This is a genomic window from Caulobacter sp. SL161 (assembly GCF_026672375.1).
Taxonomy (GTDB): Bacteria; Pseudomonadota; Alphaproteobacteria; order Caulobacterales; family Caulobacteraceae; genus Caulobacter.
The window spans coordinates 617,448-630,306 of the sequence record NZ_JAPPRA010000001.1 but is presented as its reverse complement, the minus strand read 5'-3'; the positions used below and the strand labels follow the sequence as shown (position 1 = coordinate 630,306).

Sequence of the window (12,859 nt, the reverse complement as noted above, 5' to 3'; positions counted from 1 at the left end):
TGCTCAAGCGTCGAGCAGCTGGAGCAGCGCAGATTCGTCCGGGCGCGGCGCGGACGCCACAAAACGCGGTTCAGCGATCTTGTCCAACGGCGCGGCGACGGCGGCGGACAGGCAGAGGAGGCGCAGATCGCCATGGTCGCGGCCCGCCAGGATCCGCCCCAGGGCGCGAGCCGCGCGTGGGGAATGAACCAGCACGCTCAGCGGCGCGTCGAGCAGGGCCAGGGTGGCGGGCGACGGCGCGCGCTCCACGGTGGCGTAGACCGCCACGCCGCGCGCTTCCAGACCCTGGGCGCGCAAGGCGGCGACGAGATCGCCCGCCGGCGCCTGAGCGCCCGCCCACAGCACAGGACCGGGGCGCGCGTCGATGATCAGCCGCTCCAGGGCCTCGACATCACCTTCGGCGCTGCGCGCGTGGGCGAAGCCCGCATCCCCGGCGGCCTTGGCCGTCGCCGCGCCCACCGTGAAGACCGGAAGATCCCGACGGGCGCTGCAGCGCGCAAACCCCTCGACGCCGTTGGCGCTGGTAAAGGCCAGGGCGGCGATACCGGAGAGATCGACCTTCGCCAGGATCGGCTCTATGGCCAAGAGTGGGTCGACAACGGGCGTAAAGCCGAGCGCGGCCACCCTTTGCGCCGTCGCCGCAGCGCCAGGCTGGGCGCGGGTGATCCAGACCGGCGCGCCCTGTTCCAAGGCTCTATTCCGGCAGGACGATGGCGTCGCCGCCGGCCGCGCGAACCTCGGCGCCCAGCGTCAGGCCGAACGCGCGCGCCTCGGCGATGTCGTCGGCGCCGGTCAGGGTGATGTCGCCTTCGCGGCGGAAACGCTGGGCGCCGTCAGGGGTCAGGGCCTCGACGATCATCGAAAGCCGCGCCCCGTCCAGCAGCGCGCGGGCCCCGATGGCGGTGCGGCACGAGCCCTCCAGCGCCAGCAGCGCGCCGCGCTCGGCGGCCACGGCGATCGTCGTTTCCCGACAGCGGACCGCCTCAAGCCACGGCGCGCCCACATCCTCGGCGCGGGTCTCGATGACGAGGGCGCCCTGACCCGGCGCCGGCGGACAGGCGTCGGGATCGAGCCAGCTCCTGGTCAGATGGCCAAGGCCCAGGCGATTGAGGCCCGACTGGGCCAGGAGGATCGCGTCGGCCTCGCCACGTTCCAGCTTGGCCAGGCGCGTGTCGACATTGCCGCGCAGCATGACGATCTCAAGATCGGGCCGCACATGCAGGGCCTGGGCCTGGCGGCGCAGAGACGCGGTGCCCAGGCGCGCGCCCTTGGGCAGATCTTCCAGCCGCTCGCAGATATGGCTGATGAAGGCGTCGCGCGGATCCTCGCGCTCGGGCGTGGCGGCCAGAACGAGGCCCGGCGGCAGTTCGGCCGGCATGTCCTTCAGCGAATGGACGGCGCAGTCGATGCGGCCATCCAGCAGGGCTTCCTCGATCTCCTTGGTGAAAAGGCCCTTGCCGCCGATCTCCATCAGGCGGCGGTCCTGGATGCGGTCGCCACTGGTGACGATCGGGATCAGCGGCGCCGCCGCCTCGATCTCTTCCCGGCTGGCCCCGGCCGGAACACCCAAAGCGTGGGCGATGCGCGCCTGCATGAGGCCCGATTGGGCCAGGGACAGCTTGGAGCCGCGCGCGCCGATGCGGATGGGAGGTTGCCGGGACACGGTCTGAACGTTACCTGCGGAGACGAAAATTCGTCTTCGCTGCTACAGGAGCGGCGGAAAGCCCGCAACCTGATGACATCCCCTAAGCAATCCGACCTTCTCATCCTCGGCCTGGAGACCAGCTGCGATGAAACCGCGGCCTCGGTCGTGCGCCGCGCCCAGGACGGGACGGTGACGGTGCTGTCGTCAGTGATCGGCACCCAGTTCGAGAAGCACGCCCCGTTCGGCGGGGTGGTGCCCGAGATCGCCGCCCGCGCCCACGTCGAGTCGATCGACGCCATCGCCGCCGAGGCCGTTCGCGCAGCGGGCGTCGGCTTCGAAGACCTGGACGGGGTCGCCGCCACGGCGGGACCGGGCCTCGTAGGCGGGGTCATGGTGGGCCTGGCGTTCGGCAAGGCCGTAGCCTTGGCGCGCGGCGTGCCGCTGGTGGCGGTCAATCACCTGGAAGGTCACGCCGTCTCAGCCCGCCTGGGCGCGGACATCGCCTATCCGTTCCTGCTGCTGCTGGTGTCCGGCGGGCATTGTCAGCTGCTGGAGGTGTCGGGCGTCGGCGCCTGCAAGCGCCTGGGCACCACGATCGACGACGCCGCCGGCGAGGCCTTCGACAAGATCGCCAAGAGTCTGGGCCTGCCCTATCCGGGCGGCCCGGCGCTGGAGAAGCTGGCCGTGGGCGGCGATCCGACCCGCTACGCCCTGCCCCGCGCCCTGCTGGGCCGCAAGGATTGCGACTTCTCGTTCTCGGGCCTGAAGACCGCCGCCGCGCGGATCGCCGAGACCCTGACCACCGACGACGCGCGCCGCGGTCTGGCCGCCGGCGTCCAGGCCGCCATCGCCCGCCAGTTGTCGGAGCGGGTCGATCGGGCGATGAAGCTCTACAAAGACAGCCATGACCCGGAGGACCTGCGCTTCGTGGTCGCCGGCGGCGTAGCGGCCAACGGCGCGGTGCGGGCGGCCTTGCTGGCCGACTGCGAGAAGAACGGCTTCTCGTTCGCCGCGCCGCCCCTGGCCTATTGCACCGACAACGCCGCCATGATCGCCCTGGCGGGCGCCGAGCGGCTGGCCCTGGGCATCTTCGACGACCTCGACGCCATCGCCCGTCCGCGCTGGCCGCTGGACGAAGCCGCGGCGCTGGCCAATCCCGCCAACGCCTACGGACGCAAGGGAGCCAAGGCATGACGTTCAAGCCCATGACCTTTGAGAAGGTTGGCGTCATCGGCGCCGGCGCCTGGGGAACAGCCCTGGCCCAGGTCGCGGCGCGAGCGGGCCTGGCGGTGACGCTGCAGGCGCGCGAGCCCGAGGTCGTGGCCGCGATCAATGACGCGCACGAGAATGCGGTCTTCCTGCCGGGCATAGCGCTGGAGCCCGGGATCAAGGCGGTCGCCGACCTGGCGGACCTGGCCGACTGCGACCTGATCCTGGCCGTCGCCCCCGCCCAGCACCTGCGTGCTGCCCTGACCGCTTTCGCCCCGCATCGCATGGCGGGCGCGCCGGTCGTCCTGTGCTCCAAGGGCGTCGAGCAGGGCTCTTTGAAGCTAATGACCGACGTAGCGGCCGAAGCCCTGCCGGGCGCGCCGATCGCCGTGCTGTCAGGCCCCAGCTTCGCCGGCGAGGTCGCCCGCAACCTGCCCGCCGCCGTGACCTTGGCGTGCGAGGACGAGGCGCTGGGCCGCGCCATCGCCGAGGCCATCGCCATCCCGACCTTCCGCCCCTACACCGCCAACGACCTGATCGGCGCCGAGGCCGGCGGGGCGGTGAAGAACGTGCTGGCCATCGCCTGCGGCATCGTCGAGGGCAAGGGCCTGGGCCGCAACGCCCATGCCACGGTCATCACCCGCGGCTTCGCCGAGCTGACCCGCCTGGCCGTCGCCCTGGGCGCGCGTCCGGAGACCGTCGCCGGCCTCTGCGGCCTGGGCGATCTTGTCCTGACCTGCTCCAGCCCCCAATCGCGCAACATGAGCGTGGGTCTGGCGCTGGGCCAAGGCCTGACCCTGGAGCAGGCGCTGGCCGGCAAGGTCTCGGTCGCCGAAGGCGTGGCCTCGGCCCCCGCCGTGCGCGCCCTGGCCCGCAAGGTCGGGGTCGAGGCGCCGATCTGCGAGGCCGTCGCGGCCATCCTGGCGGGCGAGGTCGCGGTCGACGAGGCGATCGCCGGCCTGCTCTCGCGCCCCCTGAAACCCGAAGCCTGATCAAAAGGACCGCCCGCATGGCCCTCTTCGCCATCCTCTGCAAGGACAAGCCCGGCGCGCTGGACACCCGCCTGGCCACCCGCCCCACCCACCTCGACTATCTGAACCAGTCGACGGGCCTGAAGCTGGCCGGCGCGCTGCTGGGCGATGACGGCAATCCGATCGGCTCGCTGCTGATCGTTGAGGCCGAGGATCTGGCCGCCGCCCAGGCCCAGGCCGACAACGACCCGTTCACCACCGCCGGGGTGTTCGAAAGCGTCGAGGTGCGGCCCTGGCGCGTGGCGATCGGCGCGCTCTGAGCCGTTGCGGGACGCCGAGGATAATCCCGCCCGTCCCCCGGCGGGGACCGTGCTCTGCGCTCTGGACGAGATCGCCTCGCCCGGGTCGAAGGGCTTTCGCTGGCGCGAGGGCGACGCGATGTTCGCCGGCTTCGTCGTGCGCAAGGGCGAGACCCTGGTCGGCTATGTCGACAGCTGTCCGCACGCCGGCTGGCCCCTGGCCGGTTTCGCCGGCCGCTACCTGACCCGCGACAACGACCTGATCCTGTGTTCGGGCCACGCGGCCCTGTTCCGCATCGAGGACGGCGGCTGCGTGGCGGGGCCCTGCCCGACCAGCGCCCGCCTGACGCCTTGGCCCGTCACGGTGCGCGACGGACAGATCGTCACGGCCTGACCCTTCCTTAAGACCTTGGCGCTAGCTTCCCTCGCAACCGATGGAGGAGCCGGGACCATGACCGCCGACATGCACTTCGACGCCGAGACGGTCACCCATCGCGGCGGCCTCTCGAAGCTGCGTTCGCTGACCAAGGTCAATCCGCGCCTGGCGCCCAATCTGGCCAAGACCATGCTGGGCGGTCCGCGCGACCACGCCGTGGTCGAAGCCTTCAACGCCCACGCCGCCGACAAGGGCTTCGAGTTCACCTCGACCTGGGCCAGCAACAACATCCCCTTCGTCACGCCGCTGCTGCGCGACTTCGCGGCCAAGCGGCCGGCGGGCGAGACGATCCGCTACATGGAGATCGGCGCCTATGAGGGCCGGAACCTGGCGTTCATGGACTGGTTGCTGCCCGACCGCCTCGCGGTCACGGTCATCGATCCGTGGTTCGACGAGGCGCTGAACCCAGAAGAGAAGTACCACGCCGTCGAACCGCGCTTCCGTCGCAACATGGACAAGTGCGGCTTCAAGAGCCTTTCGACCCACAAGGGCTTTTCGACCTATGTCCTGCCGCAGATGCTGGAGCGGGGCGAGCAGTTCGACCTGATCTATGTCGATGGCAGCCACACGGCGCTGGCCGTGCTGATCGACCTGTGCTTCTGCGCCAGCCTGCTCAGCGTGGGCGGCATGATGGTGCTGGACGACTACTGGCACGACATCAGCGAGATCGGCGGGCCGGGCGTGAAGCAGGCCGTCGACCAGTTCCACGCCGCCTTCGGCCGCTATTTCGAGATCGCCGCCGTTTACCGTCAGGTGGCGCTGGTGAAGACCGCCGAAATCCCGCGCTGAGGCGACCAGAGCGGCCCTTGACGCCTCCCCGTCCAGCGCCCAGAAGCCGGACGTGACCGACACCGCGCCGCCTGCATCCGCCCCGAAAAAAGCCCCCGGCATGATCCGGTCATCGGCGATCTATTCGGGCCTGACCCTGGTCAGCCGGCTGATGGGCTTCGTGCGCGATCTGGTGATCTCGTACTTCCTGGGGGCCAGCGCCAATTTCGCGGCCGACGCCTTCAACACCGCTCAGATGTTCCCCAACCTGTTCCGGCGGATCTTCGCCGAGGGGGCCTTCGCGGCGGCGTTTGTACCGGCCTATTCCAAGACCCTGGACCGCGATGGAGCCGAGGTGGCCGACAAGCTGGCCGCCGACGCCATGGCGACCATCGCCGCCTTCACGGTGGGCCTGACCCTGATCGCCCAGGCGACCATGCCTTGGCTGATGATGGTGATCAGCCCAGGCTTTGGCTTTGGAACCGACAAGTACAAGCTGGCCGTGATCCTGACCCAGATCACCATGCCCTATCTGCCCTGCATGGCGATCGTGGCCCTGCTGTCGGGCGTGCTGAACGCCCGGGGCAAGTTCATCGTCTCGGCCGCCGCCCCGATCCTGCTCAATGTCGTGACCCTGATCGCGGTGATCCCGACCCGCAACGCCCATGACGCGGCGGTGGCGGCCTCGTGGGGCATCTTCGCGGCGGGGCTCGCGCAGGTGGCGCTGCTGGTCTGGGCGGTGCGCAAGGCCGGAGCCACGATCCGCTGGCGGCTGCCGCGCCTGACGCCGGAGATCCGGGGCCTGATCGCCCTGGCCATACCCGGCGCCATCGCCGCCAGCGCCAGCCAGATCAACATCACCATCTCGGGCGTGCTGGCCAGTCATGTAAACGGCGCGCGGACCTGGCTGGCCTATGCCGACCGCCTGTACCAACTGCCGCTGGGCCTGGTGGGCGTGGCCATCGGGGTGGCCCTGCTGCCGCGCCTGTCGCGGGCCGTGGCCGCCGAGGACCGCGCCGAGGCGCAAGGCGCCATGGACCAGGCCATCGTCTTCGCCCTGGCCCTGACCCTGCCGGCCGCTGTGGCCCTGTTCAGCATTCCGTTCTTCCTGATCGACGGCCTGTTCACCCGGGGCGAGTTCACGGTGTTCGACGCGCGCCAGACGGCCAACGCCCTGCTGCACTACGGCTGGGGCACCCCGGCCTTCGTGCTGGCCCGCATCCTGTCGCCGGCCTTCTTCGCCCGGGGCGACACCAAGGGCCCGATGCGGTTCGCCCTGATCTCGGTGGCGGTGAACATCGGCCTGGGCCTGGCCCTGTTCCCGGTCATGGGCGTGCCCGGCCTGGCGGCGGCGACCAGCGCCGCCTCGTGGATCAATGTGCTGCAGATGGCGCTGACCCTGAACAAGCGCGGCGACTACGCCCCCAGCGCCGCCGCCTGGGGCAAAATCGTCCGCGTGCTGGCGGCCAGCGTAGCCCTGGGCCTGATCCTGGCGGCGATGTCGCATTGGCGCGCCGCGCTTGAGGCGCCGATCCTGGCGATCGGTGTTGGATCGGCCAAGGAGCTGGCCATCCTGGGGACCTGCGTCCTGGCCGCCGGGCTCTATCCTGTGCTGCTGCTACTCTCCGGCGGCGTGACCCTGGCCGAGGCCAGGACCGTGCTGCGACGGGGCGCCGGCCGCTGAGCCGGCTTGCCCTGCGCAGCGCAGAGCGGTAACCAGCGTCCATGGCCGTGATCGGATTTCATGCGCCGCGATGGCGCGGCTGACCCTGACTTTGATCGCCGTATCCCCGGATGCGGTTCGCGCCGCCGCGCTCGCCATTCCAAGTTTCAAGACCCAAGGCTGAAGCCATGACCGACCAAGCTCCCGTCACCTATGCGGGCCCGCCCCGCGTGCTTTCGGGCGTCCAGCCCTCGGGCGCCTTGCATCTCGGCAACTATCTCGGCGCGCTGGTGAAGTTCACCCGCCTGCAGCACGAGATCGACACCTTCATCTTCGTGGCCGACCTGCACGCCATCACCGTCTGGCAGGACCCGGCGGCCCTGGCCCAGCAGACCCGCGAGATCGCGGCGGCCTACATCGCCTCGGGCCTCGATCCAGACAAAGCGACGATCTTCCCGCAGTCGGCGGTGCGCGAGCACGCTGAGCTGTCCTGGATCTTCAACTGCGTCGCGCGTCTCGGCTGGCTGGACCGCATGACCCAGTTCAAGGAGAAGAGCGGCAAGCACAAGGAGCGCAGCTCGGTGGGCCTCTACACCTATCCGGTGCTGCAGGCGGCCGACATTCTCATCTACAAGGCCACCCACGTGCCGGTCGGCGAGGACCAGAAGCAGCATCTGGAGCTGACCCGCGACATCGCCCAGAAGTTCAACCACGACTTCAACGCGCCCGGCTTCTTCCCGCTGCCCGATCCGCTGATCCAGGGCCCGGGCGCGCGGGTCATGAGCCTGCGCGACGGCTCGGCCAAGATGAGCAAGTCCGACCCGTCGGACTATTCGCGCATCAACCTGACCGACACGGCCGACGACATCGCCGCCAAGGTCCGCAAGGCCCGCACCGATCCGGAACCGCTGCCCGAGACGATCGAGGAACTGGCGACCCGCGCCGAGGCCGACAACCTGGTCGGCATCTTCGCGGCCCTGGCCGGCAAGACCAAGGCGCAGGTGCTGGCCGAGTACGCCGGCAAGGGCTTTGGGACGTTCAAGCCAGCCCTCGCCGAACTGGCGGTCGAGAGCCTGGCGCCGGTGGGCGAGCGGATGCGCGGCCTGCTGGGCGATCCGGCAGTGCTGGACGCGATCCTCGCGAAGGGCGCCGAAAAGGCCCGCGAGGCCGCCGCCCCGACGCTGGCCGAGGTCAAGAAGCTGGTCGGCTTCTGGGGCGCCTGAGGGCCTAAGGCGGTGTCATCCCGGAAGCCTCGAAGAGGCTATCCGGGACCGCGGAACGTTCAGCGTTTCTGATGGTCCCGGCTCGGCGCGCTTCGCGCTTGGCCGGGATGACAGCTTTAGATCCGCTCGGGGATCCGCACCATCATCCGCTCGTACCCCTTCACGAAGGTCGAGTAGACGCGTTTGGGCTCCTCCAGCACCTCGATCTTGGGGAAGCGCTTGAGGATCTCTTCCCAGACGATCTTCAGCTGCATCTCGGCCAGGCGGTTACCGACGCAGCGGTGGATGCCGAAGCCGAACGACAGGTGGCGGCGAGCGTTGGGGCGATCGACGATGAACTTGTCGGCGTCCTCGATCACCGTGTCGTCGCGGTTGCCCGAGACGTACCACATGACGACCTTGTCGCCCTTCTTGATGGTCTGGCCGGCCAGTTCGTAGTCTTCCAGCGCCGTGCGGCGCATGTGGGCCAGCGGCGTCTGCCAGCGGATGATCTCAGAGACCATGTTCGGGATCAGGCTGGGATCGGCGCGCAGCTTGGCTTCTTCCTGCGGGTTCTTGGACAGGGCGTAGAGACCGCCGGTCAGCGAGTTGCGGGTGGTGTCATTGCCGCCGACGATCAGCAGGATGACATTGCCCAGATACTCCATCGGCGGCATGTCGCGGGTGGCCTCGCCGTGGGCCAGCATCGAGATCAGGTCGTTGCCCGGCTCGGTCAGGTTCACCCGCTCGTTCCAGAGGTTGGTGAAATAGGCCAGGCACTCCAGCAGCTCGGCGCGGCGGGCTTCCTCGCTCTCGATCAGGCCGCTCTCGGGCGAGGCGGTGGCGATGTCCGACCAGCGCGTGAGCTTGCGGCGTTCTTCCCAAGGGAAGTCGAACAGGGTGGCCAGCATCTGGGTGGTCAGCTCGATCGAGACCTTGTCGACCCAGTCGAACGGCTCGTTGATCGGCAGGGCGTCGAGGATCCCGCAGACCCGCTCCCGGATGATGCCTTCCAGACGGCCCAGATTGGCCGGCGAGACGATCGGGCTGACCGTCTTGCGCTGGATGTCGTGCTTGGGCTGGTCCATGGCGATGAACATCGGCAGGACGAAGTCCTCGTCGAAGTTCCGAATGGTGATGCCGCCCAGGTGCGCGTCCGACGAGAAGACCTGGTGGGTCGTGTCGACGGTCATGATGTCGTTATAGCGGGTGACCGACCAGTACGGGCCGACCTCCTCATCCCCTTTCGAATAGTGGACCGGCGCCTCCTTCCGAAGGCGCTCGAAATAGGGCCACATCGCGTCGGCCTGGAACAGGGCCGGATCGGCGACGTGATAGTCCTCAAGGGGAATGGAATAGGCCCGCGCCCGCGCGTCAGCCTTAAGATCGATCGAACCGTCGCTCATGAGATCCTCCCGCGGATCGGTGTTTTGCGACATCACGCCAGAAAATGACGCCTGTGTCACTTTTAAAATGCGTCCTTTCGGCGCCCTTGCGTCACGACGTCGCGAGGTCCATTTCAGGCGCATGTTTATCCAGACCGAAACCACGCCCAATCCCGAGGTCCTGAAGTTCCTTCCCGGCCGCGAAGTGCTGGGTGAGGGCGCGCGCGAGTTCCGCACGCCCGAGGAGGGCGACGCCTCGCCGCTGGCCAAGGCGTTGTTCGACCTCGGCGACGTGACGCGGGTGTTCTTCGGCCCCGACTTTCTCACGGTGACCAAGGGCGAGGACGCCCAGTGGCCGCACCTGAAGGCGCCGATCCTGGCCGCGATCATGGACCACTTCACCAGCGGCCGTCCGCTGCTGCTGGACCAGAACGCCGAAGGCGGCGGCCACGACGAGGGTGACTACGACGAGGAAACCTCGCAGATCGTCGCCGAGATCAAGGAACTGCTCGACACCCGCATCCGTCCGGCCGTGGCCCAGGACGGCGGCGACATCGTGTTCTCGCGCTTTGAACCTCAGACGGGCGTCGTCTGGCTGCACATGCGCGGCGCCTGCTCGGGCTGCCCGTCCTCGTCGGCGACGCTCAAGTCCGGCGTCGAGAACATGCTCAAGCACTATGTGCCCGAAGTGACGCGGGTCGAGCAGACCCTCTGAGCCGTCGAGGTTGATCCGCCCTTTCGGGTCGCTATATCGTAACCTAAACAGTTACGGAAAGGACTGTCCATGGCCAAGCTCGACGACGCCACGCTTGCGCAATTGTTCACCGAGGCCCGCACGCGCAACGGCTGGAATCCCGAGCCCCTGCCCGAAAGCGTGCTGCGCGCGCTGTACGAGCTGACCAAGTTCGGCCCGACAGCGGCCAACGCGACGCCGGCCCGCTTCTATTTCGTGACCTCGGCCGAGGCCAAGGCACGCCTGGCCAAGCTGTCTTCGGGCTCGAACGGCCCCAAGATCCTGCAGGCGCCGTGCACGGTCATCATCGGCTACGACCTCGATTTCCCGGAAACCCTGCCCAAGCTCTTCCCGCATGCGCCCGGCGCCAAGGACTGGTTCAGCGATCCGGTCGCCAAGGAATGGGGCGCGCTGCGCAACAGCTCGTTGCAGGGCGGCTATTTCATGATCGCCGCGCGGGCGCTGGGCCTGGATGTCGGTCCGATGTCGGGCTTCGACAACGCCGGTGTCGACGCCGAGTTCTTCGCCGGCACCAATATCAAGAGCAATTTCATCGTCTCGATCGGCCACGGCACGGACGAGGGCCTGTTCCCGCGTAACCCGCGCCTGGACTTCGACGAGGCCGCCAAGATCCTGTAAAAACCTGTCATCCCGGCCCGGCGCCTTGGCGCGCCGAGCCGGAAGCACCGGAAGCGCCGAGCCTGTTGCGGTCCCGGCTCTTCGCTGCGCTGCGGCCGGGATGACAAGGATTTTGTGCATGTCATGCACATTGGCTAGAAGGGGGGTCATGACCCCCCGCCACAGCGACCTCGCCCTGCCACTGCTGCTTCTGGCCGCCTGCGGTCCCGCCAAGACCGACCAGGCCTCCAAGGCCGACGACAGCGCCAAGGGCCCGGTCACCGTGGCCATTGCGCCCTACGCCGGCGGCCCCCTGAAAATCAGCAACGACGGCGCTGGACCGATCAACGCGTCCGTCGCCTTCGACCTCGCCACCCTGAAGGTGCTCTTCCCCAAGGCCAAGGTCGAGCAGGCCTTCCTGCAGTCGGGCGAGGGCCCGGCCCTGCCGATCATCACCCTCGAACAGGACAACACGCCGCTGGCCGAGATCGGCAAGAGCGACGACGGCGATATCGGCTATGTCCGCGTCGAGGCCGGCGACGCGCGCGGCCCCAAAGACGAACAGCTTCTGGCCAAGTGGGGCGATCTGGGCTTCTCGCTGGACCAATGCCGGGCCGGCGCGGCCCGGGAAATCAACATGACGATCTGCGTGCGCCCCGACGCGCCGCAGGTGTCGTACGTTTTCGGCGTCCCAGGCTGGACGAAAGCCGGCCTGCCGCCGGAGGCCTTTCTGAAAGCCAAGGGTCAGCTCAACGCCCTGATCTGGCGCCCCGCCGAGGGCGCCGTCGTCGGCGCGGCCTGAGCCATGATCCTGTCGATCGACACCTGCCTGGGCGCCAGCTCGGTCGCCCTCCTCGACGGCGACCGCGTGCTGGCGACGCGCGCCGAACCGATGACCCGGGGCCACCAGGAGCGCATCGGGATCCTGGCGCGCGAGACTGCGGCGGAGGCGGGCGTCGCGTTCGCGGATCTGTCGCGGATCGCCGTGACGGTGGGCCCCGGCTCCTTCACCGGCCTGCGCGTGGGCCTGGCCTTCGCCAAGGGCCTGGCCACCGCGCTCTCCATCCCGTGCGTGGGCGTCAATACGCTGGAGAGCCTGGCCTTCGGGACGAAGGGCTTCGCCGTGGCCCTGATCGATGCGCGCATGGAGCAGGTCTATATGCAGGCCTTCGTCGACGGCGCAGCCGTGATGGCCCCCGACGCCTTGGGCCTTGGCGAGGCCTCAGCGCGCCTTGTTGAGCTGTATCGGGGCGGCCCAGCGACCCTGATCGGCTCGGGCGCACCGCTGCTGGCCGACACCATGAGGGGGGCGGTGATCCTGACCCCCGCCGCGCCCGATCCCGTGGCCGTGGCGCGCCTGGCCGCCGGCCGACCCGCTCCGGCCCATGCCCCCCGGCCGCTCTATCTGCGCGCGCCTTACGCAACCCTGCCTACGACCTAGACTTCAGCATGAACCTGCGTCCCGTCGGCTCAGAAGCCGCCTTCGATCTCGCCGACCTGCACGACAAGGCCTTCGACCGCCCCTGGACGGCGTTGGAGTTCGACGACCTGCTGAAGTCCCCGGGCGCCTTCGCGATCCTCGGCGAGGCCGGCGAGCCGGCGGAGGCCAAGGGTTTCATCCTGTGCCGCGCGATCGCGGGCGAGGCCGAAATCCTGACCGTAGCGGTCGATCCCGCCGCCCGACGGCGCGGCTGGGGCGCGGCCCTGGTCGAGGTGGCCGCCGGGATCGCCGCCGAGACCAAGGCCGAGGCGATGTTTCTGGAGGTCGCCGCCGACAACAGCGCCGCCATCGCGCTCTACCGGGCGACCGGTTTCCTCAAGGTGGGTTTGCGCAAGGGCTATTATCCCCATCCCGATGGCGCCAAGGACGCGCTGGTGATGCGACGGGCGCTTAACACTTAAGGGTCTTGCCCCTATCTTGCCGGCGACT

The 12,859-nt window shown here is 69.1% G+C and carries 15 protein-coding genes and 1 pseudogene; 13 read left to right on the top strand and 3 right to left on the bottom strand.

All coding sequences use genetic code 11. The features are described 5' to 3' along the window. Nucleotides 1-3: 3 nt before the first annotated feature. Together OVA11_RS03295 and hemC are read right to left on the bottom strand one after the other, a co-directional pair. On the bottom strand, nt 4-690 hold the full coding sequence (locus tag OVA11_RS03295; protein ID WP_268066157.1) for a uroporphyrinogen-III synthase: 687 nt from the start codon (nt 688-690) through the stop codon (nt 4-6). 4 nt (nt 691-694) lie between these two features. Further along, the gene (gene hemC / locus OVA11_RS03290; protein ID WP_268066156.1) at nt 695-1,663 is read right to left on the bottom strand and encodes a hydroxymethylbilane synthase; all 969 of its coding nucleotides are present in this window, start codon (nt 1,661-1,663) and stop codon (nt 695-697) included. Nucleotides 1,664-1,735: 72 nt separating this feature from the next. Here hemC and tsaD point away from each other — a divergent pair, with 72 nt between their 5' ends. The 8 genes and pseudogenes from tsaD to trpS all read left to right on the top strand — a co-directional run bounded on the left by tsaD (nt 1,736) and on the right by trpS (nt 8,214). Next, entirely contained in the window at nt 1,736-2,839 is a 1,104-nt protein-coding gene (gene tsaD, locus OVA11_RS03285) for a tRNA (adenosine(37)-N6)-threonylcarbamoyltransferase complex transferase subunit TsaD (RefSeq protein WP_268066155.1), read from the top strand. After that, on the top strand, nt 2,836-3,846 hold the full coding sequence (locus OVA11_RS03280) for an NAD(P)H-dependent glycerol-3-phosphate dehydrogenase (protein WP_268066154.1): 1,011 nt from the start codon (nt 2,836-2,838) through the stop codon (nt 3,844-3,846). Before tsaD ends, OVA11_RS03280 begins: the two co-directional genes overlap by 4 nt. A 17-nt stretch (nt 3,847-3,863) precedes the next feature. Beyond that, entirely contained in the window at nt 3,864-4,145 is a 282-nt protein-coding gene (locus OVA11_RS03275) for a YciI family protein (protein ID WP_010917958.1), read from the top strand. Between the two features lie 4 nt (nt 4,146-4,149). Continuing rightward, nucleotides 4,150-4,518 (top strand): Rieske (2Fe-2S) protein, encoded by a 369-nt coding sequence (locus OVA11_RS03270; RefSeq protein WP_268066153.1) that lies wholly within the window; start codon nt 4,150-4,152, stop codon nt 4,516-4,518. A 57-nt stretch (nt 4,519-4,575) separates the two neighbouring features. Beyond that, nucleotides 4,576-5,349 carry a class I SAM-dependent methyltransferase gene (locus tag OVA11_RS03265; protein ID WP_268066152.1) on the top strand — a complete coding sequence of 258 codons (774 nt, stop codon included), beginning with the start codon at nt 4,576-4,578 and terminating at the stop codon, nt 5,347-5,349. A gap of 100 nt (nt 5,350-5,449) precedes the next feature. Continuing rightward, nucleotides 5,450-7,012, top strand: coding sequence for a murein biosynthesis integral membrane protein MurJ (gene murJ, locus OVA11_RS03260; RefSeq protein WP_268066151.1), 1,563 nt, complete (start codon nt 5,450-5,452; stop codon nt 7,010-7,012). Between the two features lie 41 nt (nt 7,013-7,053). After that, nucleotides 7,054-7,095 (top strand): annotated as a pseudogene (locus OVA11_RS03255) (hypothetical protein). 84 nt (nt 7,096-7,179) lie between these two features. Then, nucleotides 7,180-8,214, top strand: a complete 1,035-nt coding sequence (gene trpS, locus OVA11_RS03250) for a tryptophan--tRNA ligase (RefSeq protein WP_268066150.1) — start codon at nt 7,180-7,182, stop codon at nt 8,212-8,214. A gap of 116 nt (nt 8,215-8,330) precedes the next feature. On the opposite strand, the gene OVA11_RS03245 is transcribed toward trpS, so the two are convergent. Beyond that, nucleotides 8,331-9,599, bottom strand: a complete 1,269-nt coding sequence (locus OVA11_RS03245) for a cytochrome P450 (protein ID WP_268066149.1) — start codon at nt 9,597-9,599, stop codon at nt 8,331-8,333. A gap of 121 nt (nt 9,600-9,720) precedes the next feature. On the opposite strand from OVA11_RS03245, the gene OVA11_RS03240 reads away from it, so the two are divergent. The 5 genes from OVA11_RS03240 (at nt 9,721) to rimI (ending at nt 12,831) form a co-directional block, all read left to right on the top strand. Beyond that, complete coding sequence (locus OVA11_RS03240) at nt 9,721-10,293, top strand: NifU family protein (RefSeq protein ID WP_268066148.1); 573 nt, start codon at nt 9,721-9,723, stop codon at nt 10,291-10,293. Between the two features lie 69 nt (nt 10,294-10,362). Next, nucleotides 10,363-10,950, top strand: coding sequence for a malonic semialdehyde reductase (locus OVA11_RS03235; protein ID WP_268066147.1), 588 nt, complete (start codon nt 10,363-10,365; stop codon nt 10,948-10,950). Nucleotides 10,951-11,098: 148 nt separating this feature from the next. Then, a complete protein-coding gene (locus tag OVA11_RS03230) occupies nt 11,099-11,731 on the top strand; it encodes a DUF1131 family protein (RefSeq protein ID WP_268066146.1) in 633 nt (210 codons plus the stop codon). A gap of 3 nt (nt 11,732-11,734) precedes the next feature. After that, nucleotides 11,735-12,370 (top strand): tRNA (adenosine(37)-N6)-threonylcarbamoyltransferase complex dimerization subunit type 1 TsaB, encoded by a 636-nt coding sequence (tsaB, locus tag OVA11_RS03225; protein WP_268066145.1) that lies wholly within the window; start codon nt 11,735-11,737, stop codon nt 12,368-12,370. Between the two features lie 8 nt (nt 12,371-12,378). After that, a complete protein-coding gene (rimI, locus tag OVA11_RS03220) occupies nt 12,379-12,831 on the top strand; it encodes a ribosomal protein S18-alanine N-acetyltransferase (protein WP_268066144.1) in 453 nt (150 codons plus the stop codon). The last annotated feature ends 28 nt before the right edge of the window (nt 12,832-12,859 follow it).